This window comes from Brasilonema sp. UFV-L1, assembly GCF_012912105.1.
Classification (GTDB): Bacteria; Cyanobacteriota; Cyanobacteriia; order Cyanobacteriales; family Nostocaceae; genus Brasilonema.
In genome coordinates this window covers 22,245-48,767 of the sequence record NZ_QMEA01000044.1, presented here as the reverse complement: position 1 = coordinate 48,767, position 26,523 = coordinate 22,245, and the positions used below count along the sequence as shown (strand labels likewise).

The following is a 26,523-nucleotide window of genomic DNA, read 5'->3' as shown; positions in this document are numbered from 1 at the left end:
ACAAGTGAAGAGAATTGAGGAGATCAGGGATGGAAGACAAGGCGAGGACACTTATAGTGCGGAGGTTCCCTTACTAGAGTCCTGAGTCTTCCGTACAGAACCCCAAAACTCTCGATGCGTACAACCGTCTGTTCCATCGACAAGGGAATAATGTGATTAGAGGACAAGAAGACAGCAAATTCTTGACTAATGACTAATGACTAAACAAAATTGGAAACAGGGTGAGTTAATTGAAGTTGAGATTCTGGATTTGAATGATGCAGGTGATGGTGTAGGCCGTTGGCAAGAAAGAGTGGTCTTTGTACCAGATACTGTTCCAGGCGATCGCGCTGTTGTCCGTCTAATGCACGTTAAACCGAACTACGCTCACGCTAAACTCAAACAACTTCTCAAACCATCGCCCCACCGCGTCCGAGCTAGCTGCATCGTGGCTGATAAATGTGGTGGTTGTCAATGGCAGCATATTGATTATGAGTACCAGTTAACAGCAAAGCGAAATCAAGTTATCCAAGCTTTGGAACGTATTGGCGGTTTCGTGCAACCACCAGTAGATCCAGTACTTTCGACTCCCGAATCTTTGGGCTATCGTAACAAAGCGACTTATCCTGTGGGATTATCTGACACTCTTGGAGTTCAAGCTGGTTACTACCAAAAAGGTAGCCACCAATTGATTAACTTGAATCAATGTCCCGTGCAAGATCCAAGATTAAATCCTCTGCTGTTGGAGGTTAAACAAGATATTCAAAAGCGGCGTTGGCAAGTTTACAACGAACAACGCCACACAGGTCTGATTCGTCATCTAAGTTTACGCATTGGTCGCCGTACAGGGGAGATATTACTAACTTTAGTCGTCAAGGACTGGAATTTACCAGGAATTCAAGACCAAGCGCAGGAGTGGTTAAAGCGCTATCCTCAGCTTGTGGGTGTTTGTTTAAACCGTAACCCAGACCGTACAAACGCCATTTTCGGACGAGACACTCGTTGTATTGCCGGGCTTGCTTACCTACGAGAAAAATTTGCTGGACTAGATTTTCAGGTACGACCAGATACATTTTTCCAAGTACATACGGAGACGGCAGAAGCATTATTGCAGGTCATTCAGTCAGAACTCAATTTACAAGGTTCGGAGGTGTTACTTGATACTTATTGTGGTATCGGAACGTTGACATTACCACTTGCCAAACAAGTTAACAAAGCAATGGGGTTAGAATTGCAACCCGAGGCAGTTGAACAAGCAATCTTAAATGCGAAGCACAACCAGATTTTTAATGTATCTTTTGAGACAGGCGCAGTAGAAAAATTACTTCCCGAGATTAAAGTTTCGCCAGACATTGTTTTGCTTGATCCCCCTCGTAAGGGATGCGATTGTACTGTGATTGAAACTTTGCTCAAATATAAACCCCCGCGTATTGTTTATGTCAGCTGTAAAGTTGCTACCCTTGCTCGTGACCTCAAATTACTTTGTCAAAACGGGGTATATAGTCTCACACGAGTACAACCTGCTGATTTCTTTCCACAAACTGCTCATGTGGAAGCTGCCGCATTTCTTGTCCTATCAAACTTTAATAAAGCTATTCATTGACAACTTAACTTCAAGAAAAATTTGTAGTCCAATGCATAGTAACAATGCTAGAATGGAACTAAGATAAATATATGATTCCTTTTGTGTAAAGAGATTGACGTTGCAAAAACTCTCCAAAAAAATATCAACTGAGTTGTCTAAAGTGCAAATCGGTATTTAAAAGGGTATGTTAATACTCTTTTGTCTGAAGCATATTTAGTTGCTTACTATTTAAAAAATTGCAGAAAAGCTATTTTTTCTGTAAGCGGCTTTGTGCCAGAAAGGAGAGTTAATGCTCCCTAGCATTTTCAAAATTTAGTTGTGAAGACGAAAGTTTGAAGGCAACACGACCACCTCAAATTCTATCAGGGTGCCTGTGAAGCAAACTGATGTCTAGCTAACTCTGAAAGCTACGGGGTTTCTATTGTGATTACTATTTCGCTTCGTCCTACAGGGCGTAACTGGGGCACAATCAGTTTTGCCTCAACTTTGTACCTCTGTCCGATACTAGATTTGCTATTGGCAGAAATTCCGGGCAAACTACAAGCAGAACTGCGGCTAGGGCTTCAAGAAGCTTTAGTAAATGCAGCTAAACATGGTAACAATCTAGATCCTGGTAAAAGGGTTGTGGTTCGTTTTTCTTTAATTGATAATCAGTATTGGTGGATTATATCAGATCAAGGTAGTGGCTTTGTACCATGCTCTACTAGCGATATAGATATCGATCCCACAGAATATTTACCACCTGATGAATCAGAAAATGGTCGTGGTATGTGTATTCTTCATCAAATTTTCGATCAAGTTCAGTGGAACAGTAAAGGCACAGAGTTAAGGCTGTGTAAACAAATAGAAAATCGAAACCGATTAGCCCTACGACGGTGACAAAAAAATGCACAGGAGGTTAGGGAAATATTCCCAACCCTCCGTTATAGGTACAATCTTTGGCTTTTGATAGGGTGAAAAGTGTGCGTTATCACTCTCTCAAGTCAGAGGCTGATGGAAAAGCAACAATGGAAAAAACTTCCTGGTTGTCTGTTTCTCCATTACTTTTTGTGCTCGCCGTGAGTCGGACAAGGTGGGGCGGAAATAGAGCGATCCAACCAACCAGTTGCTTGCTGGAGTCTGGGTAATGCTTCTTGTGGTTCATCTTTTAAGAGAAACACAAGAGCAGCAGCTGCTTGTTCACTCGCGCGAACATTGCGGTTAGACTTGAGACGATGCCAATCATTAGGAGAAATGCTCAGTTTCTCCATCAAAGCTTGGGCTAGTTCCAAGGTACTAAACTGATTCAGTTGACTAGCTTTATCCAGATGGGTTGATTTCGACATGATGTCAGTCATAAGTGCTGAGTAAGAGTCTTTTGAATGATCACAAGAAAATGTTTTGGTATCTTTACCATTGGCTACCAAAACGAAAGGTAAGATTATTGGCAGAATCGTGTCTTACCTTAAGTTTACTAATTTGTACATGAAGCCGCTTAAAAAAGCATCTGGGCCCCCATTTCATGAAGAAAATCAACATCAAGAATTTAAACAAGAACTCTTGAAAGTGGAGGATGCGCTTGCTACTTTGAAGGAACGCTACAATCAAGTACAAGCAGATAGAGCAAGTCAAAGAAAATTACAACAACGTCTTAAACAACTGCATCACAGTGAATTACCAAATGTGAAAGCCGAGTTAAAGCAAATTCAACAACAACTGGAACTGCTGGAACTCAACTTAGAAAGTCAGTTGTTTTCTTGGGGTAGTTTTAAAGAACCTTTTTGGCAAGCCGTCCGCTTTGGTGGATTGGGCGTTATCATAGGCTGGTTATTAAAGTCTGTTGCTGGATGATATGGTAAATCTAAGGATTGCAGAAACATTGCGAAGTGGTCAACCTGATGAGTTTTTAGTCGTTCAAGGCTGGGTTCGCACGAAACGAGAGTTAAAAGAATTTTCTTTTATAGAAGTTAATGATGGCTCATCCTTGGCTAGTTTGCAAGTGATACTCAATCAGGATTTGCTAAACTATGATGATATTTTAAAAAAGCTCAATACTGGTGCTTCTGTAGAAGTGGCTGGAGTACTGGTGGCTTCTGTTGGAAAAGGACAGCGGATTGAGTTGAAAGCAGACAAGGTAAAAGTTTTTGGCGAAGCTGATCCCGAAACATATCCGCTGCAAAAGAAACGCCATTCCTTTGAGTTTTTGCGAACTATTGGACATTTGCGATCGCGCACCAATTCCTTTGGTGCAGTTTTTCGAGTCAGAAACGCCTGCGCTACCGCCATTCATCAATTCTTCCAAGAACGCGGTTTTTTGTGGATACATACTCCCATCATCACCGCCAATGATTGCGAAGGTGCAGGTGAACTTTTTAGTGTAACTAGTTTGGATCTCAAAGATGTTCCCCGCACAGAAACCAAAGCTGTAGACTATAGTAAAGACTTTTTTAGTAAACCCACATATCTAACAGTCAGTGGTCAACTCGAAGCCGAAGTCATGGCGATGGCGTTTAGTAATGTCTACACTTTTGGTCCTACTTTCCGTGCAGAAAATTCTAACACTTCTCGCCACTTAGCAGAATTTTGGATGGTGGAACCAGAGATGGCTTTCTGTGACTTGAAGGGAGATATGGATTTAGCCGAGGCGTTTCTCAAACATATTTTCAAATATGTCATGGAAACTTGCCCAGAAGACATGGAATTTTTCAATCAGCGTATTGATAATACTGTATTGGCAACGGCAGACAACATTATTAATAATGAATTTGAGCGCATCACTTACACAGAAGCTGTCAAACTCCTAGAAAAAGCTGATGTTAAGTTTGAATATCCTGTCAACTGGGGTTTGGATTTACAATCTGAACACGAACGCTATCTTTGTGAACAACTTTTCAAGAAGCCCGTTATCGTTACCAATTATCCAGCGCACATCAAAGCTTTTTACATGCGTTTAGATGAAGACGAAAAAACCGTTTCTGCGATGGATATTCTTGCACCAAAAATTGGTGAGATTATTGGCGGTTCTCAAAGAGAAGAACGTTTAGATGTTCTCGAACGTCGTATACTTGCTCAAGGAATGAAACCAGAAGATTTGTGGTGGTATCTCGATTTGCGACGCTTTGGAACTGTTCCCCATGCTGGTTTTGGGTTGGGTTTTGAACGACTCGTGCAATTTATGACGGGGATGGGAAATATCAGAGATGTGATTCCGTTTCCACGTACACCGGAATGTGCGGAGTTTTAACTGTTTTTAAAAACCCGGTTTTTGAGAAAATCGGGTTTCTTTTTACTTGAGTATTAATAGTTGTATGAATTTTACTTCCTTAAGTTTTCTAGCGCTTTTGTGATAAATTTTAGTTTATCTGCCGACAAAGCCTGATTCGCAGACTCAAAAAATACTGATAAATTGGCGAGTTCAAGATGTTCGTATACGCTGGCTTGTAAAGCCAATTCTAATCGATCTACTTGGTGAACAAACTGGGATTCAGCAGATTCTCCCTTGTCATATTCTTCCCATAAAGCAATCCATTCTGAACCATTAGGAAGTTTACTCAGTACTTGAAAAATAGATTGCTTTTCTAGCTGATATTTATGGCTTCGTTCTATGATATCTTGTGGAGTAAAATCCCCAGCATATATTTCTCCCAAATCATGTATTAAAGCCATACGAATGACTTTAGCTTTATCTAACTCAATATGATATTCATCAGCCAAAAATAAAGCTAAGAGTGCAACACAAAATGAATGTTCAGCAACACTTTCACAATACTTTTGTTCTATACCATGCCTTAGCCAACCCTGACGATAGAGATGTTTCAGATGATTGAATTCAAAATAAGCTTCGATAATAGGTAAGGTTTCTTTGCCGTTTAAAAGAGTAAGAGGTAAAGGTGCTTTTGTATGCATAATTCTAAATTGACTCTTGGAATCACAAAGAACAAATTATGGCTGTGAGTTACAAGATATATTGATCACGTTTGCTGCTAATATTTTTATTTTAGACCTTATGGGCTTAAGCTTTCAGCCGGAATTTTAGTTCATACGAAAGTACAAGATGTGAATCAAGGTACTTCTACAGATATACATGGCGAGCGATAGCTAGCCCCTTAGGGGGCGCTGCGCAAACGCTGCTGCTTTCGGCAGATCGCCTCCTTATCCAAACGACATAATCTGACTCGTTGGATAATTTGTGCGCCCATTTTCTCGTAAAACTGTATTGCGGGAGCATTATGAGTAGCAACTATCCAATCTATTCTTCCACCTCCTATTTTCTGAGTCATTTCACATAAATGTTTTATCAACGCTTCACCAATTCCATGCTTTCGATATTCAGCTTTGATATATAAATCATCTAGCCAGATTCCAGGTTGAGCAAGAAAGGTTGAGTAAATCTGGTGATATGTGGCAAATCCAATTGGATTTTTATCAATCTCAGCCAACAAAACAAAAGCAAGTGGATTTTCACAAAATAAAGTATCTTCTAGTTTCTTCGGTGTCGCCTCTACAAAGTCAAGACAACCATCAAACTCAGCTTTCAGCTTAATGAGTTCCATTATAGTAGAAACATCACTTACGTTAGCGTCTCGAATTAAAAACTGTTGGTTGTGCATAATATCAATTCTTAATCCAAAAGTAAAGTTTTTAAAAATCATCTTGCATTTTGGATTCTGTTAACTTAAATTGAATCCAATTAAAAACTGGAATTAGATATAAATAAGCGGCATAAGGAATAAATCCCGAATCAGTCATCAATAAAGTTGCAGGTACTAATCCAGCAATATTCCAAGGAATGAGAGGTGAGAGTACAACAGCTGTATTTTCGATATCAGTTGCTAATTCATAATTGTCTAAGCGCTCTTGCTTATACTTTTCTTTTACAAGCTGGTGAGTCATGAGAATTGCTAGCGTTTGAGTGCAACCAAAAGCGGCTGATGCTAACCCAACTGTAGTGGTTCCGAAAAATAAACGACTCCTAGAAGAAGCTCTTTTGAGAAGATTCTCCACACTTGCGAATGTCTTTGTTCCGACGATTATTCCTGATAGAGAAGTCGAGAAAATGACGACTAGTGAAACTCTAAGCATCGAAAAGATACCTCCTCCTGTCAGAACTTCACTCAAGTTCATTCTTGGTTCTAAGTTGAAACCAAGCCAAGCAAAATTTACCATTTTCAACCAAGAATATCCTTGGAAACATATCCCTACAAAGAATCCAATTACAAGACTAGCTAGTAATGTTAATTTCACTTCTACTTTGAAAATACAAAGTACTATAACAGCAAAAGCTGGAAGTAACACAAGTGGGTTAATATGAAATAATTTAGGTATTTCGGAAATTAAATCACTATTTATAATTTCAACAGGATTGCTGATTGAAAAGATGAAATAAATCAAGCTAGAAGCTATTAAAGGCAACCAAGCAGTTGATATCATAGCTCTTAGGTTTTGATGTAGCTTAGTATTGGTAATACTAGCAACAAGATACGCACTAGAAGACATAGGAGAACACCTATCTCCAAAATAGGCTCCCGCAATAATTGCCCCGGCAGCTAAATGAGGATTAATATTTCCCTCTCTTGCCATAATCATCAGGGAAACTCCTACAGTACTGACTGTACCAAAGGAAGTTCCTAAGAGTATAGAAATCAAACAGGAGAGGACAAAGGCTGAAAGTATAAAATATTGAGGATTTATTAATTGTGTTCCATAGTAAACCAAAGCCGGAATTGTTCCTGCTGCCATCCACACGGCTGTCACTGCTCCAATTAATAAGAGGATTTTGATGACTGGAAAAGCTTTTTTAGTACTAGCAAAAGCCATTTTAATTAAAGATTTGACTGGAAAGCCTTGGTAAGAAAATGTCACAAGGAGTATAACCAGAGAAAGGAAAAGTGGATAGGCAACAAAGTAACCTTTGATAACACTACACAGCAAGATAACAAAGCAAAAAACTAGAGGCAAGAATGAGTTCATCTTCTTGATAATTCAATTCTCTTTTCTCCAACAGTAAACAGTTTAGTCATTACAAAATTACAAAACAAAGTATTTCTTAGATACCTTATATCGATAAAATCGATGGATGAAGGGTAAAGACTTTTGCATTTATCAAAATATGGCTTTACTTGATTAATGAAGTCAAAGACAGTATGTTAAAAATCTCTCAGTTGCTGGCTTTTGTGACTGTTGCCGACTATGGTAACTTCAGTTCAGCGGCTCTACATTTGGGGCTATCTCAATCAACTGTTAGTCATGCGATCGCCACACTTGAAGAAGAACTCGGAGTCATTCTCTTGTTTCGGGGTAGACATGGTGCAATTTTGACGCCAACTGGAGAGCAAGTAATTCAGGAGGCGCGTCAAGTTTTGCATTTATTAGAGGTGATTCAGGAAAAAGCTAACCTGGAAAAAGGATTACAGGCTGGACAGGTTCGGGTTGCTTGTGTTCGCAGCATCGCAACTCATGTCTTACCAGAGGTTATTGCTCGTTTTCGCAAGAAGTTCCCAAAGATTAGCGTTGTCATGACCGAATATGACCGATATGCAGAGGTAGAACAAGCACTGCGAGAAAGTCAAGCGGACGTTGGCTTCACGTTGTTACCGACGACAAAAGAGTTTGACACATGGGAGTTATTCCGAGATGAGTTTGTTGCACTGCTACCGCCCAAGTCAATCGCTGCTGGTGAGTCACTCAGTTGGGAACAGTTGGCAGAGTTTCCGATGATTATGAATCTCCGCAGTCCTCAACACAACAAGACAGTCCACGCTCATTTTTTACAATTTGGTCAAACTCTCAAGGTGGACTACGAGGTGAGGGAAGATTCGACAGTTCTCAGTATGGTCAAGCAAGGATTAGGGGCAACTGTCATGGCTAAATTAGCAGCCCAACCCATACCATATACCATAGAAATGAGGAGTTTGCCAGTACCTCTAGAGAGAATTATTGGAGTTGCTATTCTTGCAGATGCTTTATTGCCGAGAGCCGTTTTTGCTTTTCTGGATATTCTCAAAGTTGGATAACAACTTAATATCTTGCACCAGGGTTAAACTAGGGGGTTTCTTGAGAATGAGGACACAAGCCTTACCTTAATTTTCCGCCTCAGTTACCCGGTTTTTAGATTTTGTTGAAAATGATGCATTCCGGTCAGATAATACCAATTTGAAAAAAGAATGTGACAGATACACACTCCCAAACCCTTGTTATGCCTAGCTTTCTTCATTTTGCGAAAAGTTTGCGCGTCCGGGTTTCCCGGCGCAAAACTTTTCAAGACGAATTTTGAATGTGTTAGTAGCGTGCCGTAGGCAGCGAATTTTGAATTGGTATAACCCGCTGCATCTTTAAATTTTTTGTGTCACAAATCCTAAATTTCTAGTTGGTGAAAGACTGATCAACAAAACATTAAGATTCGTAAATAATTCGGGGGAGGTCATGACACTACACCCCTTTAATAAAAAGTCGTGTCAAGATTTTTGTTGCGGGAGAAAAATTCGTTGTAACATAAAACCCGCACCAGAAAATTGCAAAGGAAAGCTATTATGGCCATTCCAAATCAGCAGGGTAAATCTACTATCGATTTTCGAGACAACCGACGCACGACAACTCGCATTACAGTTCGTATTCCTAAGGAGTTGCATAAACAGCCAGTTATTTCACGATTAATATCCTACTGCGGCATTACAGTCAATATTGCAGCAGCTCAACTGAATGGTTATGCGTTGCAACCAGGTAAGTTTGATTTAGAGCTACGAGGAACGGTTTTTCAGATTGCTAGTGCCTTAACCTATCTCAATGAACTGAATTTAGAAATTTTGCACCGATTTGTTTTTGAAGAAGACGGTTGGTAAGTCTTGAGAATGAGTCATTAATGCTGAGTGAGGTAGCGACTTAGCACTCGGCAACGTTGTTGTGGGTGAATTTTTCGCATACGCACTCGCTGCAAAGTCATACCTGTGCTCTTGCGCGTCAGCTCCTCTATAGGAGACACGCGTTCGCCTTTGTGCGTGTATTTTGTGCTTACACCAGTGAAGAAGGTGCGGGAAACCCGCCTATGTCCTATGCCTACGGCACAGCTGCCTTCACAGCACAGCCTTTTGTAAGAGGAGACACGAACACGCTACTTTGCGATTCGCCACTCCTCTGTTTGCATAGCATGCCCGGAGGGCATAGGAGGCACAGGACTGGACTCACCAGTCGCCACCCTGAAGAGGAAGGCGAAGAGCGTGTCTACAAGTCGGGAAACCATACATGGCTGTCGCTTACGCAGCTTGATACGTCAGTTACACTCAACGGGGAAACCTCTAACCCAACGCTAGTCGCCACCCTTACGGGAAGCTGTCATGCGTCTACAACAGAGAAAACTTCCGCAGGCAAAAAGTCCCTGTATGGGAACTCTGAAACTCCCCGTTGTTTGTGTATCTCCGTACGTCTAGCAGCACTGGAGACGTATGGAGATCACAAGTGTTTGTGGCGTCTACTGTACGCTTACTTACGCCATTTGATTTTCAATTGCCCACCGCGCTAGTTCAGTGCGATTGTGGAGATTGGTTTTGCCCAACATATTGGACACATGGCTTTCTACCGTGCGTTGGCTGACATTTAATTCTTCAGCAATTTCGCGGTTAGCTAAGCCCCTAGCCACAAATTGGACAACTTTGAGTTCTGTTGGGGTTAACTGCACATCGAAGGGAACTTGGATGCGAGAGCCGTTTTCCCCTCCTTTTGCTTGGTGTTCTTTCCAGCGAATGGTTTGCTTCAGAGAAGATTCTACTTGTGCTACCAATTCTTCTGGCTCAAAAGGCTTAACCATATAGACATCAGCACCTTTATTCAGACCTTTAACTCGGTCTGCGCTTTGTCCCTTAGCTGAAAGGAATAGGACGGGAATCCAGCTAGTACGTTCATTTTGCCGGACTTGTTCTACAAAAGTATATCCGTCCATTTCCGGCATCATCACATCGCAAATGATCATGTCTGGAATCTCCTGCTCTAATACTTCCAGTGCTTCTCGACCATTTTCGGCGGTGCTGACATCATAACCCCGGAATTCCAAATAATCCTTCACCAGCAAGATGAGGTTAGGGTCATCATCAATAAGTAGAAGTCGTTTGTGATCTTTCATGCTGGGTTCTTTCATAGCAGTGGCACTTATCGCGCTTGATCCATCAAGGTCTTAAATCAATATCCTCTCTGGTGGATTAAGGAGGTGTCGTGCTTTTTCCTACTTAACTTGCCTTTGCTTTATGAACTCCTAAAAGTCGATATTACTTCCAAGAAATTCTATACAAACGACAAAAGTCCAGTAAGGATACTTAGAGCAGTAGTATTGATAATGCGTTATTATATATCGCTTTGAAAGCTGCGGGTTAAAAAACACTGATTAAATAATAATTATTCAGGTTAACAAGTAAGTGTTGGACTCAAGATGCTCCCAAATTACAATTAACCCACACTTTCATTTGTTTACTGCTGTGCCATATCCTTGTTGGATGTTAAGCTTCTATAAGTTGTTCACGACAACAACCAGGAACTTTCTGGCAAAAAAGGATGGGAAAACACAATGCATATTTTTCTACCACCTTGTTGCCTATCAAGTGTTCTTGTATAATCCGCTCAATGGCTTCCGGGGTTGTTGGGCGATACCGCACAGCATCCGGGTAATCCTTTATTATCAGTCTAGAGCAACAAACTGGCAAGCCGTTGACTTTATTTCCAAATGTGCAACTAGAATTGTTTTCTCGCTCTTGGTGAAGATTTAGCTGTTTGAGTCGCTTTTTCAAATCTTCCCAAAATGAGAAACGAGTTTGTTCACGTAAGCAGTTAGAAACTGTCTGGACAGCATAGATAAAAATGTCCCTCTGAGTTTTTGACAGTTCTAAAGCTTCTATAGAAATACTTAGGGCTTTGTTCGCTGGTGGTTTTGTGGTTTTTAGTAGCTGAAGGTAGGACTGGATCACTGTAGTGTTACTCAATTGGCGGCTCCCTGATTACTGTTCTATATCAATTTCCCAGCTTTGCAAACAAAAGTTGCCCATATCTCCATATTCGTCATTTACGGAGTAAAACCTGAAAGCTCGGAAAAATAGAGTATATGTACTTACGTGGGTTTATGCAAGTAAAGTTCGGGAACCCGTACAAAAGAAAATGTTGCCATTGCACTCTGCCTTTAGGTAAATTAGCACTCAGGAGTTGAGAGTGCTAACAAGGTGAAAATTTGGTATGGCAGCTGTATCTTTAAGCGTTTCTACAGTTAAACCTCTAGGCGATCGCGTATTCGTCAAAGTGAGCGCCTCAGAAGAAAAGACCGCAGGTGGTCTGTATTTGCCCGACACAGCAAAAGAAAAGCCCCAAGTCGGCGAAGTTGTTGCTGTTGGTGAAGGCAAAATCAAGGATGACGGTGCTCGTCAGGCGTTGGACGTGAAGGTTGGAGACAAAGTTCTTTACTCCAAATACGCTGGTACCGACATCAAGCTTGGAACTGATGAATACGTACTGCTCTCCGAAAAAGACATTTTAGCAATCGTTTCATAGTCATTTAGTCGTTTGTCATTTGTCATGAATTGTTGGCAAAGGACAAGAGACAAACACCATTCTTTGTAGTTTTCTGCTAGTAGTTTTCTGCTAAACATTCTTTGACAATTATGGCGAAGCGCATCATTTACAACGAAAACGCACGTCGTGCCCTAGAAAGAGGCATGGATATCTTGGCTGAGGCAGTAGCTGTTACCCTCGGTCCCAAAGGTCGTAACGTAGTCCTAGAGAAGAAGTTTGGCGCACCACAAATCGTTAACGATGGTGTGACCATTGCGAAAGAAATTGAATTGGAAGACCACGTAGAAAACACTGGCGTTGCTCTGATTCGTCAAGCGGCTTCCAAAACCAACGACGCTGCTGGTGATGGCACCACAACTGCGACCGTTTTGGCTCATGCAATGGTGAAAGAAGGCTTACGCAACGTTGCAGCTGGTGCAAATGCTATTTCGCTAAAGCGTGGTATTGACAAAGCAACCAACTTCCTAGTTGAAAAAATCAAAGAACACGCTCGTCCTGTAGAAGATTCCAAAGCAATTGCTCAGGTTGGTGCAATCTCTGCTGGTAACGACGAAGAAGTCGGTCAGATGATTGCCGAAGCAATGGATAAGGTGGGTAAAGAAGGCGTGATTTCCTTGGAAGAAGGAAAGTCCATGACCACCGAATTGGAAATCACCGAAGGGATGCGCTTTGACAAAGGTTACATCTCCCCCTACTTCGCAACCGATCCTGAGCGGATGGAAGCAGTTTTCGATGAGCCTTTCATCTTGCTGACCGATAAGAAAATCGCTCTGGTTCAAGATTTAGTACCAGTACTTGAGCAAGTTGCTCGCTCTGGTCGTCCTTTGATCATTATCGCCGAAGATATCGAGAAAGAAGCTTTGGCGACCTTGGTTGTGAACCGCCTGCGTGGTGTGCTAAACGTGGCTGCTGTTAAGGCTCCTGGTTTTGGCGATCGCCGCAAAGCAATGCTAGAAGACATTGCTATCCTCACTGGTGGTCAACTGATTACCGAAGATGCTGGTTTGAAGCTGGAAAACACCAAGCTAGAAGCATTGGGTAAAGCTCGTCGCATCACGATCACCAAAGACAACACCACCATTGTTGCTGAAGGTAACGAAGCTGCAGTCAAAGCTCGTATTGAGCAAATTCGCCGTCAAATCGAAGAAACCGAATCTTCTTACGACAAAGAAAAGCTGCAAGAGCGTTTGGCTAAGCTAGCTGGTGGCGTCGCCGTTGTGAAGGTGGGCGCTGCTACCGAAACCGAAATGAAAGACAAGAAGCTGCGCCTAGAAGACGCCATCAACGCTACCAAAGCTGCTGTAGAAGAAGGTATCGTTCCTGGTGGTGGTACAACACTAGCTCACCTGTCTCCTGCACTCGAAGAATGGGCAAACAGCAACCTCAAGGGTGAAGAGTTGACTGGTGCGTTGATTGTCTCTCGCGCTTTGGCTGCTCCTCTCAAGAGAATTGCTGAAAACGCTGGTCAAAACGGTGCTGTCATCGCCGAACGCGTCAAGGAGAAAGAATTCAACATTGGTTACGATGCTGCCAAGAACGAGTTCGTCGATCTCTTTGATGCTGGGATCGTTGATCCCGCCAAGGTAACTCGTTCTGCTCTGCAAAACGCTGCATCTATCGCTGGTATGGTCTTGACCACCGAATGTATTGTAGTTGATAAGCCTGAGCCAAAAGATAACGCTCCTGCTGGTGCTGGCGCTGGTATGGGCGGCGGCGACTTCGATTACTAAGATTCTTGTAAGGTGGGCAGAGCACCATTGCTCACCTCTGATCAAACAGCTGCTTCTATTGTAGAAGCGGCTGTTTTTTTTCTTTTCTTAAAAAAACTCTGATCCCACAGTAACCAATACGGTTCGGTGAAGGTAATTCGCGTGGGTAGAAACCCAGTTTCGCAAAAGTTACCGGGTTTGCGGTCCGGGTACTTATCCGAACCGTATTGCACAGTAACCATCCTTTAGGAAAATTTAGTGGGAAAATTTAAGTATTGCCTTTTTTGTTTGGGTAGCCTGATGAAAAAATTAATTAGAGGTTTGCGCGAATTCAAAGCGAGCTATTTTTGCACGCATCAAGAACTGTTTGAACAACTTTCTCATGGTCAAAAGCCCAGAGTGCTGTTTATTACCTGTTCCGATTCGCGTATCGATCCAAACCTGATTACACAAGCTCAGTTGGGTGAATTGTTTGTCATCCGCAATGCTGGTAACATTATTCCACCATTTGGCGCAACCAATGGCGGTGAAGGTGCCACAATTGAATATGCTGTTCAAGCATTAGATATTCAACAAATTATTGTCTGTGGTCACTCGCATTGCGGTGCAATGAAAGGACTCATGAAGTTAGACAGCTTGCAAAAGGAAATGCCGCTTGTGCATGACTGGCTTAAGTATGCACAAGCAACCCGACAGCTGGTTCTAGACCACTATAGCCACTACTCAGGGGAAGAACTGTTAGACATTGTGATTGCCGAAAATGTACTCACCCAAATTGAGAATTTGCGGACATATCCGGTGATTCGCTCTAAACTCTACCAAGGACAACTCAATATTTATGCTTGGATTTATCAAATTGAGACAGGAGAAGTTTTAGCATACGATCCACAAACGCACGCCTATGTCTTGCCTCAAACCCAGCTTGCACCATCGGAGATAGATGACATACTACTAAATTCGCCTACAACTTCCAATGGGGATCGTTCTGGCAACACTCAACCTGAAGTGGTTGAAATATCAGAAGAAGTCGTTCTTACATATCAAGGGTTTCCAATAAGCCGGCTTTCTCAAGAGCAGATGCAGCGAATTTATCGAGGTTCTGGGGCAAAAAAGTAAAAGTGTAGAGTGTGGAGTGTGAACGGTAAACTCAAACAAAGATGTAAGTATTTCCAACTCAGATGGTAGGCGACTTTCTCACTGGCTAAATCGCCTATCACACCGTCATGGGCAGCAATTAATAACCAGTTCTTAGCTCACTATTGAAAGCCCTTGGCTGGCTGCTTTTGACTCTTCCCTTTGGGCTTAGATTTACTAACTTCCACTAAAGCTTCTTGAAATAAATTATGTAGGTGTATTGGTACGCTAGCAATTTCTGGTAACTCTGGCTCTATGGATTTGTTATGTTCTTGCAGCAGAGTATCTAAATCATTTTGAAGCTGAAAATTTGGTCTTTCGAGAAACGTTTGCAGGACTTTTTCCAACTGTGTTGAATACTGTTGCGCTAAGCGATGCCAAATGAAAGCGTTAATACTTTTGTCTTCTAAATAAAAACGAATGACTTTTTCGGCACCTTCTACACTTTGCCAATCATCTGCTTCTAAAATTGCCTTGATTTTAAAGTAAGTTGGAATAAACATCTGTCCCCATCGGGGATGAGATATAGCTGTGACCTGTTCAGCTTTTCTAAGTTCAGCAGGCAAATCAACTTTTGGCATCACCATTTTACTGGTACCACTTTTGTTATTAAACATTTGTGAAACTGCTTGAGAGTCAGCGCCCAATTCTTCTGCAACTGCTTTGATTTCTTCGTCTCCAAGACCAGCTTCTTGTGCCACTTCTCCAAGTGATTTTGAAGGATCAATCCCTGCTTCTTCCAGGCGTTTTTTTGTTAAGATTTCTTGGAATTCAGCAATCTTTTTGTTGAGTTGGTATCCTGGCATTGTGACTTCATCAGTACCAAAAAATTCTACAAACTGCTGATGATAAATTCCTACGGATTGCCAAGCTTCCTCTAACAAGTCGGGAGCATCTCCATAAAGATGGTCTTTGTGATTATCTTTAAAATTACCAATAGCGACTGCTAGTTTTGGCTTGCCTAATTTACCCATCTGTGTATAAGGACCGGAGAAAGTCCAGTAGCTGTCAGTCACAGGAGAAATCCGAGTGAGTAAAATTTCTCCTTCTTTCAGGCGAGACATTTCCTTTAGTTTTTGGGCGTTGTTTGGCTTGACAATGTAGTATTTGTCTGTCAGCCAGTTTCTTAATTCAAAGCCATCAGGTAGGATTTTTGTAATAGCAAATAAGCCAATAAAAGTGTGCTCCCAACTTTTGATGAGTTCGCGATCGCTCTCGGACAACTCTTGGTGGCTTTGGATAAACAAATCTAACGGTGAGGAGTCACCAACTTGCCCTTCTGTAATGAATGAGTCAATAATCAGTTCTTGTTGGAAATTATCACCGCTTCCACGACGAGACTTGAGCGCAGCATAGCTTTCCAATGCTTGTGCAAGTTCGCCTTCAGCATCATAGACAAAATCAGTGAGGTCTTGTTTGAGTTGGTGCGATCGCTCTAATATGGCATCCACAAGTTAATTTCTCGGATTCAACAGTTGTAGGTTAGAGGTTTAGAGAGAATTTTGACATCTGGCTATTGCAGGATATATTCGGTCATTTACTTATCAAAGTTTGATTGACAGACTACCAGCCATGTAGCATATAATTTGTACCCTTGCACAAAAAAGAACGCGATCGCTATGGGCATGACCCTCGTAGAAAAAATTTTGGCGAAAGCTTCCGGTCGGTCAGTCGTCGAACCGGGGGAAAATATCTGGGTTAATGTTGATATTTTAATGACACACGATGTTTGTGGACCTGGAACCATTGGCGTTTTCAAACGCGAATTTGGTGCTGACGCCAAAGTCTGGGACTCCGAGAAAATCGTATTAATTCCCGATCATTATATTTTCACTGCTGACGAACGTGCTAACCGTAACGTTGATATTTTGCGTGATTTTGCTCGAGAACAAGGTATAAAATACTTTTACGATATTATTGATCGTGCCAACTTTAAAGCCAACCCAGATTACAAAGGCGTTTGCCACGTCGCCCTAGCCCAAGAAGGTCACACCCGCCCAGGCGAGGTCTTATTCGGTACGGATTCCCACACCTGTAACGCTGGGGCTTTCGGTCAATTTGCCACAGGTATTGGCAACACAGACGCTGGCTTCATTATGGGAACTGGTAAGCTACTCATCAAAGTTCCCGCCACCATGCGTTTTGTGTTGAATGGTGAAATGCCTCCTTACTTATTGGCGAAAGACCTGATTTTACAAATTATTGGGGATATTAGCGTCGCTGGCGCAACCTATCGGACGATGGAATTTACAGGGGAAGCCGTCGAACGAATGACGATGGAAGAACGGATGACTCTGTGCAATATGGTTATTGAAGCTGGCGGCAAGAATGGCACTATTGCCCCTGATGAAACCACATTTGAGTATGTAAGGGCTCGTACCAACAAACCTTTTGAGGCAGTATACACAGATTCAGATGCCAAGTTCTACAGTCAGCATCACTACGATGTTTCCAAACTAGAACCAGTTGTTGCCAAACCTCATTCCCCTGATAACCGCGCCTTAGCACGAGAATGCAGCGATGTCAAGATTAACCGAGTTTATATCGGTTCCTGCACAGGAGGAAAAACAGAGGACTTTTTCCATGCAGCACAAGTTCTTAAAGGTCATAAGGTAAAGGTTCCTACTTACATAGTCCCTGCTACCCAAAAAGTTTACGAAGACCTGTTTAAAATCAAGTACCAAGAGCAAACCCTCTCGGAAATTTTCCTAGATGCTGGTTGCATTGAACCTGCTGCGCCTTCGTGTGCTGCTTGTTTGGGTGGTCCCAAAGACACCTTTGGGCGGATGAATGAACCAGAAATTTGTGTTTCCACCACTAACCGCAATTTCCCTGGACGAATGGGGCATAAAGAAGCAGGAATTTATCTCGCTTCTCCCTTTACCGCTGCAGCTTCCGCACTCACTGGGTATGTGACAGATCCACGTGAGTTTATCTAAGAGGACAAGGGGACAGTAGGACAATACGGTTGCTGATTAAGATAATTTGCAAGAACCATAACCTCTGTAGAGACGTTGCATGTGAGTCCAGCGCTGCGGGAGGGGAGCCAGTGCGTTGCCAAGAGTTGTTTGAGCGGAGGTTTCCTCCGATCAAAGCTATGCCCTACGGGCACGCTGCGCTATCGGGGGGTTCCCCCCGTTGTAGCACCTGGCGTTTTCCCTCCGCAGGCGACTGGCGTTAGCGTTTGCGTAGCGCCCCCTTAGGGGCTAGCGGAACCGTTCGGCCTCAAGCCGTGCCCGAAGGGCTCAGGTTCTCCCCGGAGGGCAACGTCTCTACACGTGTGAAATCTCCAAAAAAAATCCTTAACTCTTTGACTCCCGTCACCTCCCAATCCACTTAATTCATTCCACTGAGATGATTATTCTCGTAATGGGTGTTTCTGGTTCTGGTAAGTCCACCATCGGACAACTGTTGGCGGACTCCTTACACTGGGAATTTAGTGATGCTGATACTTTTCATTCGCCAGAGAACATTGAGAAAATGCGACATGGCATTCCCCTAAATGATTTAGATAGGATGCCTTGGCTGCTGGCGTTGCAACAGGCGATACAACAGCGGTTGCAAGAGAATAAAAATATGGTGCTGGCGTGTTCTGCACTAAAAACCAGTTATCGCGAGGTTTTGGTTTTGGATGAGGAACAACTCAAGCTGGTTTACCTCAAGGGATCTTTTGAATTAATTCAAAAGCGGCTACAACAGCGTCCGAGTCACTTTATGAGCGAAAAACTCCTTAAAAGTCAGTTTGATGCTCTTGAAGAGCCATCTGGTGCAATTACAGTGGATGTTTCAGATCCACCAGAGGTGGTTGTGCAGGAGATTAGAGTGAGTTTGGGGATTTAGGTGAGTTCATGGGAGAAGTTAAGCCCAGATCATGGCAAGACAGAGATTGGTGGTGATAACTGCTTAAGACATAACTGTTGTATTCCTCTTCTCTACCTGTTCAAAACCCAAAACCTGTGCTAACGCTCGCAAATTCAACCTCTTAAGTCATTCAATTTTAAGGCGATATTAAGGTGTTTTTTAACGTTTTATTACACATTGACTAAATAACTGCATAAGTTACTGTTACTTGCACCTATTTATGAGTGTGGCTATTTAAAGTTATCACTTTTGTTAGCTACTTAAACTTCTTCGAAACAGATTTTACACGAAAATTCTGTTAACTTAGAAAGATTTAGTTGTTGAACATTAGAATAGGAAAAGCAAAATGTTAGATCCATTTGGTACCTTTGAACAAGGTTTTCACTTATCTCACAAAGCACTTGATTATTTAAAAGAATGGAATACTGAAGCTGAAATTGCTTCTAATATTTCTCAGACAGCCCAACAAGTTGTTGAAATATTAGTCAATGTACCTGGTATGACAATGGCTCATAGTAGAGATTTTCAAAGAGCGACACCCCTTTTTACACTAAAAGATCAAACTGTGGTTAAAATTTTCATAAATCCAACACAAGTAAAACATATATTTTTAGCAGACCACAACAACAAAATGGTATTTGGAGGTTATGTAGGTTGGATTCACACAGAAGGATTAAATGAAGCTATAGATAATATAAAGAAAGAATTTAGTTAGGAGATTATCAGATGCCTCAGAGGATGTCTGAAAAGTGATGAGAATGACGCGTAATTAAGCAAGTCGCTCTGATATCTCAAGAGTAATAACAAGTGGTGATTCTAGACATTATCTTCCCCATCTATAACTAAAAGTTGGTTGCGGCTCATCCCAGTCGTCTGGATCACCTATTAATATCTTTTTTTCTATAACAGTTCAAGTGCCGCGAGCGTGCGATAATCTCGCCATTCACTGTTAACTAAAATGGGACACTCAAGAGAAAGCTTATCCACTCACCAAGCGATCGCCATTCCATCAGCACGAGACTCACTAGCAGCAATGAAAACGCGATCTGCGCTTTGCGCAGCAGCGAAGCTATCGCGTCGAAAAACAACTTGACCGCGACCAAAAAACCCATCTGAATACCGCACATCATGACCCCGTTGCTGCAACCCTGCAACAATATCAGACGATACACTAGCCTCTACAAGCACCGTAGAACCATCAACCAACTGCCAACGAGGAGCATCCAAAGCGGCTTGAGGATTCATATTATAATTAGCCAAATTCACGACTACTTGCAAATGACCTTGAGGCTGCATCGGTCCACCCATCACACCAAATGCTCCCAAAGGTTGATTGTCAACAGTGATAAAACCAGGAATGATTGTATGCAAAGGACGCTTAAGGGGTGCTAGTTGGTTACAGTGTTCCGATGCCAAACTGAACCCACAGGCTCTATTGTGCAAAGCAATTCCAGTTCCAGACGGAAGAATCCCACTCCCAAATCCTTTGTAATTGGATTGGATAAAAGATACCATTAAGTCGCCATCAGCTGCTGCCAGATAAACAGTTCCACTTTTAGGTAATCCGGGTAAAGCTGTTGATATGGCTTTTTCGCCAATCAAAGCCCGACGCTTTGAGGCATAATCTGAGGAGAGAAGTTGTTCTGGAGTAACTTTAAGAAAATTCGGGTCTGCAACGTGTTTATATAGGTCGGCAAATGCCAGTTTCATCGCCTCAATTTGCAAATGATAACTTTCTGGTGATTCGCGCTTAAGCTCAGATAAATCAAAGCCTGAGAGAATGTTTAAGGCGATTAAAGTTGCGATACCTTGAGTATTGGGTGGTAGTTCCCAGACAGTCATGCCGCGATAGTTTGTTGAGATTGGCGTTACCCAATGTGATTCATGTTTCGCTAAGTCACTGGCACTGATATATCCGCCTGTATCAGCGGCAAAGTTAACTATTAATTCTGCGAGTTTGCCTCGGTAAAAACTTTCACCTCCAGTAGCAGCAATTTCTTGGAGGGTGTTCACTGCAGCGGGGAATTGCCAAATTTCTCCAGCCGCTGGTGCGCGATTATGGGGAAAGAATACTTGTTGGAAGGGGATAAATTCAGCACCTGTTAAGGGTAAGTAAATACTGGAAGCTGCTTTCCAAGCCAGCGATGTGACTGGCGATACGGGAAAACCTTCCTTGGCATAGCGAATTGCTGGTGTAAATAGTTGCTCAAATGGTAAGCTTCCCCAACGTGACCACAATGTTCGCCATGCAGAAACGGCTCCTGGTATAGTAACTGCACGCCAATCAGTTGCGGGTACGGTGCTGAGTCCTTGAAATAAATCTAGGGTCAATTTTTGTGGGCTGTAGCCAGAACCATTGAGCGCGTGTAATTGTCCGTCCCAAACAAAGGCGAAAGCATCGGAACCTATACCGTTGGAGGTTGGTTCAACGACGGTGAGTGCGATCGCCATTGCGACAGCTGCATCAACTGCATTTCCGCCAGCACATAACATTTCCATCCCCGCCATTGCAGCTAATGGTTGACTAGTTGCAACTGCACCACGAGTACCCATAACCACTCTTCGGGTACTCGTGTAGGGGTATTCGGTAAGGTTGGATAATGACATCAAAAGCAGGGGAATATCCTATTATTTGTATATTTTAGCGGTGAAGATTTTCTTCCCGCCTTACTGCTATACTGATATCCCAGCAACCTGTACTACTGCCTAAACTTGATGCGAAGCAACAAAAGCTTCTACTTCATGTGTGGTGGGGTGAGACTCTGCTGCATCAGTGGCATCTTGGCTAACTTAGGCAGATCCGGGTTCATGTGATCCCACGGTTGGGCACTGCCTGCGTAAATATCCATCGTAGGTCGGAACCAGCTTGGATCATCCAGACTCCCTGCCATGATGCCCATAAGTCCAGGGATTGGGGGCTTGCTAAATAATCGGGAACCGCAGTTCGGGCAAAAGCCTCGACCAACAAGGCTTCCGCTATCACCAATCACGTCATAGTATTTCACATCTCCGGTGATGGTAACTGCACACTGCGGCACGAGAAGCGCGGAGGCATAGGCACTTCCTGTCGCCCGTTGACAATCGCGACAGTGACAATTGCCCATCGTAAGGGGTTCGGCTGAACATTCGTAGCGGACAGATCCACACAGACAACCGCCAGTAAATTTTGTCGCCATAAGAATATCTTTCCTTGGAAGCTTTTTAGTTTTGTTACTTCTAGGACGCGGGTGCAGCTGGCATGATTATTTAATATCAAGTTCGGATGAACACTTATAAAAAACGAAGAACCTCACCCCCGTAAAGCTACGCTAGTGGGAATGGCCACGAAGCGCCCCGTTCGGGGGCGCACTCAAAGGACGCGCTTCACATCCCCTCTCCTTAATAAGGAGAGGGGCGGTTTTGGCGTAAGCCAAAGCCGGGGTGAGGTTGGTGCGGGATTTATAAGCAATTAAGCAAACTTGATATAACTCGTAGTTTGTAAGCGTGTCCACCAAGCAAGATATGACACTTGCGGCGCGTCCTGATTTCCAAAGTAGCGATCGCACTCTTATTTGGTCTTACAAGTTTTTGCTTTTTTTACACGTTTGTGCTATTTCTCTCGAACTACCTTAGGCGTGACTCCCAGCAGGCGCTTAAAATGACTGGTTAAATGCCCTTGATTTGCAAAGCCGACTTTATAAGTGATATCCGCGATTGACAAGTCTCCTTTGAGGAGGAGTTCACGAGCACGCTCGACCCGGCACTTTATGACAAACTGATGGGGTGAGTATCCGGTTGATTGTTTGAATAATCGAGAGAAGTGGGACAAACTCATCTGAACCAAGTCAGCCAATTCAGTCAAGCCAATATTACACTCAAGGTTGGCATGGATATAATCAATGACCTGTTGTAATTTGTACTTAGGCAAGCCACTTGTTGTGATTTGCTCCTTTTGTTTGCCTTGGGCGTAATGGTGGAAAAGATGGGTGGCAAGAAACGTCGCGGCAGATTCTGCATATAAGCGGCTAGAATGCCGATTCTGTTCTAGTTCAGCTTTTAGCGCCAGCCCAATTTGATAAATGAGCGGATCAAACGTCGGAAATTGAGGATGCAGTTCCAGACTACTCAAGTCAATCGATTCACAGAGAATGCGCTCAAGAAAGCCGAAATTCAAACCTAAAGTAATGCCTTTGCTTTTGTGGTTGTCTGATTGCCAATAAGTTGTGCCGCGTGGAATGATGAGACTATGACCTGTGACAAGAGAGCTTTTTTGCAACCGTCCATTGATTCGTGCTTCAACAACGTATCCAGACGGCATTTCTGTATAAATATGAATCGCATTCTCTGGAAAGACTACCTCATCTGGCAATGCACTTGCGCTTCTGCTTTGAGTGAACTGGAAGCGGATGCCGTTCCAAAACGAATTGTCGTTGGAGAGTAAAGATTGACGATTAAAGCTTTTTAAGATTGCCTTTTCTACAGCGCAGCATTCATGCTCTGTTTTTGACATGACTCTTACTTTTTTGGATCGGCTTTGCTGGGCAAAAGGCGGTGAATATTTTCTTCCCGCCTTGTTGTTGTACTGTTATTCCAGTTAGCTGTGCTACCCCCTAAAGTTGATGCGAATTAAGAAAAGCTTCTACTTCTTCTGCAGTGGGTTGAGATGCGATCGCCCCTGCTTTCATTGTCGTTAATGCCCCAGCTGCACTTGCATATGTCATGATTTTCCTCGCTGTCTCTGAGTCGTTTAAGCTTTGGATTCCATGAGTAAGCAACTGGTGGATGAAGCCAGCGACAAAGCTATCCCCTGCACCTGTTGTATCAACAACGGGGACGGAAAAAGCAGGCAATTTGCCTTCGTTTTCGCCAAGGCAATAGGCACAACCGTTTTCTCCATCTGTCACCAGTACACCTTCAATAGAATCAAGACGGTAAGTAATTGCCCCAGGATCTGTGGTATCAAATAACCATTCCGCTTCTTCTTTTGAAAGTTTGATAAAGTCTATATGCTTAAATAATTCTTGAATTGTTTGTGGAGCAATGTCAGGATTTGTCCAAAATACTGGACGCCAGTTGACATCAAGCAAAATTTTGACATCGTATTGCTCTGCTAGCTCAAGGGCACGGTGAACTGCTTGCCCACTTTCAGGATACGCGAGTTCCAGAGTCCCTAAAACCAGAAAATCTGCGGCTTCAAATAACTCTTTCGGTAATTGATTGGCTTTGAGGCGCGTATCAGCAAATTCTGTGGTTTCATGGTCTTTAAAGCCTGCAAAAGTGCGATCGCCTTCAAGGGAACGCACAACGTTCACTTGTCGTGTTGGTGCTGTAGAATGACGCTGTACTCCAGTTGTATCTACACCTATTTTGTTTAACAGTTCTACCAGTTCATGACCTGGTCCATCTTCACCTACACAACCAATAAATGCCACTGGTGTCCCCAGCTTCACCAAAGCACAAGCGACGTTAGCTGGTGCTCCTCCGGGGTAAGCAGTCCATGACTCAACTTCTTCTAACTTTCGCCCCAGTTGATTGGCTAAACAGTCAAATAAAACTTCACCCAGGCACAAAACACGGGGATTGCTCATTGAATTTCAGATTTTGGATTTTGGATTAGAAATTGCCAGTATAAAATCTATAATAATTTCTGCCACTCTGTCGGCAGTTGTTCATACAACGAAATAGCTATTTTTATGAATTAATCTAGCTATGAATGATGATGATGACTGCCCATTTGCCGACAAGAAGATTTCTTCTTCCACTTTTTTAAAGTAAAAATTAAAACATATAATTGACCTAGTTATTACTGAGTGAGAATCAGTGTGAAGTGTCATGGTGTAGAAAAGCTACGATAGCGTCCTTGTCATTCTCAGTTTTTTAGCTTGATTTTTGTTTTTTCCTCCTATTCTCTAAACCCTAACTCTCAAAGAAAAACAGTATTTGTGCTTACACTGGAAACACCTACCCCCGAAAGAATCTTCTAGAATGGGAAAGAGCGATTGAGTACATATACTAAGGAGGATAAAGTAACTCTATGGCTGGTGGCGAGTCTCAGACCCCCGTTAGTCTGTCAGACCGAGAACTGCAAATTATCGACTTAGTGGCCGCTGGCTTAACTAACCAAGAGATTGCAGCTAAGCTGGAAATAAGCAAGCGTACAGTTGATAATCATATCAGCAATATTCTTACCAAGACCAATACCGATAATCGGGTGGCTCTTGTCCGCTGGGCTTTGCACTGGGGCAAAGTCTGCTTGAATGATGTTAATTGCTGTGCTTTGCCTCTGCCTGACAAAAACGAGTAGATGAATTGCTAGTAAACTGATAAGCTCATTTTGACTGGTTACTTATTGTTCTCCTCACAACTAGCGCGTATAGGTACAAACCTCTCAAAATCAAGCACCACAGAGTACTGGACTATCATAAAATGACTTGAAATTGCATGAGCGTGCTCGGAAGCGCCTTCTAGCTTATTTTATGGTCAAGTGCGCCTACTTTCAAAGAAAGCGATCCACAAGGCGATGGCGATCGCAAAAGAGCAAGAGACTGATGGCAGCGTATTGCCATCTGTGATGAATGGAACAAACCAGTCAAATTCTCTTCCCTTTTGCCCTCAATTTTTGCTGCCCTCTGCCTTATTTCTTCAGAGGCGCTTCCGACGCCTCACACAGATTTGTGCTGCCAAACCCAGAATTGGTAAAACAAGCGAGCAAGGAAAGTCCCTGCGAATCATGGCAATTTAGAGCATGATCGGTCCAGGAGTTATGTTGTCTTTTATAGTGTGGGTAGTTGATCTGTATACATAAGGACACAAAAAGTGCGGCAGAAAGTGCAACGCCTGCTCTTTTTTTGGGTTTCTTCACACACCAGCTCAGAAACCAAACTTTCTTGGCTTTGTAAGATGGAAGAACCTTGCCGCAGCTATGTGTCCTGATGAAAATTTTGCCTTCAGTGAATGAAAATAGATCCGGTAGTCAACAAAATTTAGCAACTATCTTCAGGCTGAAACGCTACATTTAAAAGAAGTCTCTATTGCTCCATTAGTTTAGGGAGCAGTGTTGCAATGAATACTTTCGCTTCTGCTAAAGGTAGCTCGTCTTTCTTTAACTTTTTGAATTCTGATTTTACAAGACCTCAACCCACACAAGATGCTGATTTACTCAAGCATCTGTCGTTTCTCCCTGGATTGAAAGAAATTTTAATGCTGCGACAGGTTCACGCTCTGGAACACGCCACAGTTTGGATTTTGAGTGCATCAAAAAACGTCCAAGCTTCCACAGGAAAACCAACAAGATCAAGCAACTTTCAAGTTGACAACGAACTCTTAGGCGGTTTGTCTACAGAGCAAGGCTTTTACCTCTATGGTGAAGTCAATGTCAGCGATTTGCGACGTGCTGTTACACTTGCCCTACATCGCCTCAAAAACGGAGAATGGGATTTGGCTGTACATCCTCGTTGTGGAACAAATGCATCAGTCGCAATGCTGCTCACAGCTGGGCTAGCAGTGGGGGTGCATCTACTGTTACCACGAGGACCAATTGAGCAACTGATAGGTATGGGAATGGCTACGACAACAGCAGCTGAACTAGCTCCTGAGATTGGTGCTTTAGTACAGCGCTATCTCACAACTTCTATTCCCTTCAACCTCAAAATTGAAAATATCACGCACACACGAGACCTTTGGGGACGACAGGCTTATTTTGTCCAAGTCGAATGGCGGGAGTAAGACGATGGGGAGATCAGGGGGACAAGGAAG

At 42.8% G+C, this 26,523-nt stretch carries 26 protein-coding genes; 15 read left to right on the top strand and 11 right to left on the bottom strand.

Annotation, left to right across the window (positions count from 1 at the left end):
* Nucleotides 1-196 precede the first annotated feature (196 nt).
* Complete coding sequence (gene rlmD / locus DP117_RS14630; RefSeq protein WP_169219027.1) at nucleotides 197-1,582, top strand: 23S rRNA (uracil(1939)-C(5))-methyltransferase RlmD; 1,386 nt, start codon at nucleotides 197-199, stop codon at nucleotides 1,580-1,582.
* A 405-nt stretch (nucleotides 1,583-1,987) separates the two neighbouring features.
* Nucleotides 1,988-2,443 carry an anti-sigma regulatory factor gene (locus DP117_RS14625; RefSeq protein ID WP_169219026.1) on the top strand — a complete coding sequence of 152 codons (456 nt, stop codon included), beginning with the start codon at nucleotides 1,988-1,990 and terminating at the stop codon, nucleotides 2,441-2,443.
* A gap of 161 nt (nucleotides 2,444-2,604) precedes the next feature.
* On the opposite strand, the gene DP117_RS14620 is transcribed toward DP117_RS14625, so the two are convergent.
* Nucleotides 2,605-2,889: a DUF6439 family protein gene (locus tag DP117_RS14620; protein WP_169219025.1), complete on the bottom strand. Its 285-nt coding sequence runs from the start codon at nucleotides 2,887-2,889 to the stop codon at nucleotides 2,605-2,607.
* 139 nt (nucleotides 2,890-3,028) lie between these two features.
* Between DP117_RS14620 and DP117_RS14615 the strand changes: the two genes are divergently transcribed.
* Entirely contained in the window at nucleotides 3,029-3,394 is a 366-nt protein-coding gene (locus DP117_RS14615) for a hypothetical protein (RefSeq protein ID WP_169219038.1), read from the top strand.
* A gap of 1 nt (nucleotide 3,395) precedes the next feature.
* Complete coding sequence (gene asnS / locus DP117_RS14610) at nucleotides 3,396-4,787, top strand: asparagine--tRNA ligase (RefSeq protein WP_169219024.1); 1,392 nt, start codon at nucleotides 3,396-3,398, stop codon at nucleotides 4,785-4,787.
* Nucleotides 4,788-4,858: 71 nt separating this feature from the next.
* On the opposite strand, the gene DP117_RS14605 is transcribed toward asnS, so the two are convergent.
* The 3 genes from DP117_RS14605 to DP117_RS14595 form a co-directional block, all read right to left on the bottom strand.
* Nucleotides 4,859-5,449, bottom strand: a complete 591-nt coding sequence (locus tag DP117_RS14605) for an HD domain-containing protein (RefSeq protein ID WP_169219023.1) — start codon at nucleotides 5,447-5,449, stop codon at nucleotides 4,859-4,861.
* 200 nt (nucleotides 5,450-5,649) lie between these two features.
* Nucleotides 5,650-6,153, bottom strand: a complete 504-nt coding sequence (locus DP117_RS14600; RefSeq protein WP_169219022.1) for a GNAT family N-acetyltransferase — start codon at nucleotides 6,151-6,153, stop codon at nucleotides 5,650-5,652.
* A gap of 31 nt (nucleotides 6,154-6,184) precedes the next feature.
* Nucleotides 6,185-7,513, bottom strand: coding sequence for a Na+/H+ antiporter NhaC family protein (locus tag DP117_RS14595; RefSeq protein WP_169219021.1), 1,329 nt, complete (start codon nucleotides 7,511-7,513; stop codon nucleotides 6,185-6,187).
* 173 nt (nucleotides 7,514-7,686) lie between these two features.
* On the opposite strand from DP117_RS14595, the gene DP117_RS14590 reads away from it, so the two are divergent.
* Together DP117_RS14590 and DP117_RS14585 are read left to right on the top strand one after the other, a co-directional pair.
* Nucleotides 7,687-8,556 (top strand): LysR family transcriptional regulator, encoded by an 870-nt coding sequence (locus DP117_RS14590; protein ID WP_169219020.1) that lies wholly within the window; start codon nucleotides 7,687-7,689, stop codon nucleotides 8,554-8,556.
* A gap of 516 nt (nucleotides 8,557-9,072) precedes the next feature.
* Complete coding sequence (locus DP117_RS14585) at nucleotides 9,073-9,381, top strand: NIL domain-containing protein (RefSeq protein WP_169219019.1); 309 nt, start codon at nucleotides 9,073-9,075, stop codon at nucleotides 9,379-9,381.
* Nucleotides 9,382-10,022: 641 nt separating this feature from the next.
* On the opposite strand, the gene DP117_RS14580 is transcribed toward DP117_RS14585, so the two are convergent.
* Nucleotides 10,023-10,670 carry a response regulator transcription factor gene (locus DP117_RS14580; protein ID WP_169219018.1) on the bottom strand — a complete coding sequence of 216 codons (648 nt, stop codon included), beginning with the start codon at nucleotides 10,668-10,670 and terminating at the stop codon, nucleotides 10,023-10,025.
* A gap of 355 nt (nucleotides 10,671-11,025) precedes the next feature.
* Nucleotides 11,026-11,505 (bottom strand): ferredoxin, encoded by a 480-nt coding sequence (locus tag DP117_RS14575; protein ID WP_211176111.1) that lies wholly within the window; start codon nucleotides 11,503-11,505, stop codon nucleotides 11,026-11,028.
* Between the two features lie 247 nt (nucleotides 11,506-11,752).
* Here DP117_RS14575 and groES point away from each other — a divergent pair, with 247 nt between their 5' ends.
* From groES to DP117_RS14560, 3 genes are all read left to right on the top strand, one after another.
* Nucleotides 11,753-12,064, top strand: a complete 312-nt coding sequence (gene groES, locus DP117_RS14570) for a co-chaperone GroES (RefSeq protein ID WP_169219017.1) — start codon at nucleotides 11,753-11,755, stop codon at nucleotides 12,062-12,064.
* A gap of 110 nt (nucleotides 12,065-12,174) precedes the next feature.
* Nucleotides 12,175-13,815, top strand: coding sequence for a chaperonin GroEL (groL, locus tag DP117_RS14565; protein WP_169219016.1), 1,641 nt, complete (start codon nucleotides 12,175-12,177; stop codon nucleotides 13,813-13,815).
* 279 nt (nucleotides 13,816-14,094) lie between these two features.
* Nucleotides 14,095-14,910 (top strand): carbonic anhydrase, encoded by an 816-nt coding sequence (locus tag DP117_RS14560; RefSeq protein WP_169219015.1) that lies wholly within the window; start codon nucleotides 14,095-14,097, stop codon nucleotides 14,908-14,910.
* A 140-nt stretch (nucleotides 14,911-15,050) separates the two neighbouring features.
* Here the strand turns inward: DP117_RS14560 and DP117_RS14555 are convergent, their stop codons facing one another.
* Complete coding sequence (locus tag DP117_RS14555) at nucleotides 15,051-16,379, bottom strand: hypothetical protein (RefSeq protein WP_169219014.1); 1,329 nt, start codon at nucleotides 16,377-16,379, stop codon at nucleotides 15,051-15,053.
* A 168-nt stretch (nucleotides 16,380-16,547) separates the two neighbouring features.
* Here DP117_RS14555 and DP117_RS14550 point away from each other — a divergent pair, with 168 nt between their 5' ends.
* The 3 genes from DP117_RS14550 to DP117_RS14540 all read left to right on the top strand — a co-directional run bounded on the left by DP117_RS14550 (nucleotide 16,548) and on the right by DP117_RS14540 (nucleotide 19,504).
* Complete coding sequence (locus tag DP117_RS14550; protein ID WP_169219013.1) at nucleotides 16,548-17,867, top strand: 3-isopropylmalate dehydratase large subunit; 1,320 nt, start codon at nucleotides 16,548-16,550, stop codon at nucleotides 17,865-17,867.
* A gap of 415 nt (nucleotides 17,868-18,282) precedes the next feature.
* Complete coding sequence (locus tag DP117_RS14545) at nucleotides 18,283-18,768, top strand: gluconokinase (RefSeq protein ID WP_169219012.1); 486 nt, start codon at nucleotides 18,283-18,285, stop codon at nucleotides 18,766-18,768.
* A 367-nt stretch (nucleotides 18,769-19,135) separates the two neighbouring features.
* On the top strand, nucleotides 19,136-19,504 hold the full coding sequence (locus DP117_RS14540; RefSeq protein WP_169219011.1) for a hypothetical protein: 369 nt from the start codon (nucleotides 19,136-19,138) through the stop codon (nucleotides 19,502-19,504).
* 272 nt (nucleotides 19,505-19,776) lie between these two features.
* Here DP117_RS14540 and DP117_RS14535 read toward each other — a convergent pair whose 3' ends face one another.
* The 4 genes from DP117_RS14535 to DP117_RS14520 all read right to left on the bottom strand — a co-directional run bounded on the left by DP117_RS14535 (nucleotide 19,777) and on the right by DP117_RS14520 (nucleotide 24,356).
* A complete protein-coding gene (locus tag DP117_RS14535) occupies nucleotides 19,777-21,396 on the bottom strand; it encodes a gamma-glutamyltransferase family protein (RefSeq protein WP_169219010.1) in 1,620 nt (539 codons plus the stop codon).
* 128 nt (nucleotides 21,397-21,524) lie between these two features.
* Nucleotides 21,525-21,893, bottom strand: coding sequence for a GFA family protein (locus DP117_RS14530; protein WP_248277667.1), 369 nt, complete (start codon nucleotides 21,891-21,893; stop codon nucleotides 21,525-21,527).
* A 485-nt stretch (nucleotides 21,894-22,378) separates the two neighbouring features.
* Nucleotides 22,379-23,278: an AraC family transcriptional regulator gene (locus DP117_RS14525; protein WP_169219008.1), complete on the bottom strand. Its 900-nt coding sequence runs from the start codon at nucleotides 23,276-23,278 to the stop codon at nucleotides 22,379-22,381.
* A gap of 100 nt (nucleotides 23,279-23,378) precedes the next feature.
* Complete coding sequence (locus DP117_RS14520; protein WP_169219007.1) at nucleotides 23,379-24,356, bottom strand: carbohydrate kinase; 978 nt, start codon at nucleotides 24,354-24,356, stop codon at nucleotides 23,379-23,381.
* A 446-nt stretch (nucleotides 24,357-24,802) separates the two neighbouring features.
* Here DP117_RS14520 and DP117_RS14515 point away from each other — a divergent pair, with 446 nt between their 5' ends.
* The 3 genes from DP117_RS14515 (at nucleotide 24,803) to DP117_RS14505 (ending at nucleotide 26,493) form a co-directional block, all read left to right on the top strand.
* The gene (locus DP117_RS14515; RefSeq protein WP_169219006.1) at nucleotides 24,803-25,072 is read left to right on the top strand and encodes a helix-turn-helix transcriptional regulator; all 270 of its coding nucleotides are present in this window, start codon (nucleotides 24,803-24,805) and stop codon (nucleotides 25,070-25,072) included.
* 180 nt (nucleotides 25,073-25,252) lie between these two features.
* Nucleotides 25,253-25,510: a hypothetical protein gene (locus DP117_RS14510; protein ID WP_169219005.1), complete on the top strand. Its 258-nt coding sequence runs from the start codon at nucleotides 25,253-25,255 to the stop codon at nucleotides 25,508-25,510.
* A 320-nt stretch (nucleotides 25,511-25,830) separates the two neighbouring features.
* Nucleotides 25,831-26,493, top strand: a complete 663-nt coding sequence (locus tag DP117_RS14505; protein WP_169219004.1) for a DUF6391 domain-containing protein — start codon at nucleotides 25,831-25,833, stop codon at nucleotides 26,491-26,493.
* The last annotated feature ends 30 nt before the right edge of the window (nucleotides 26,494-26,523 follow it).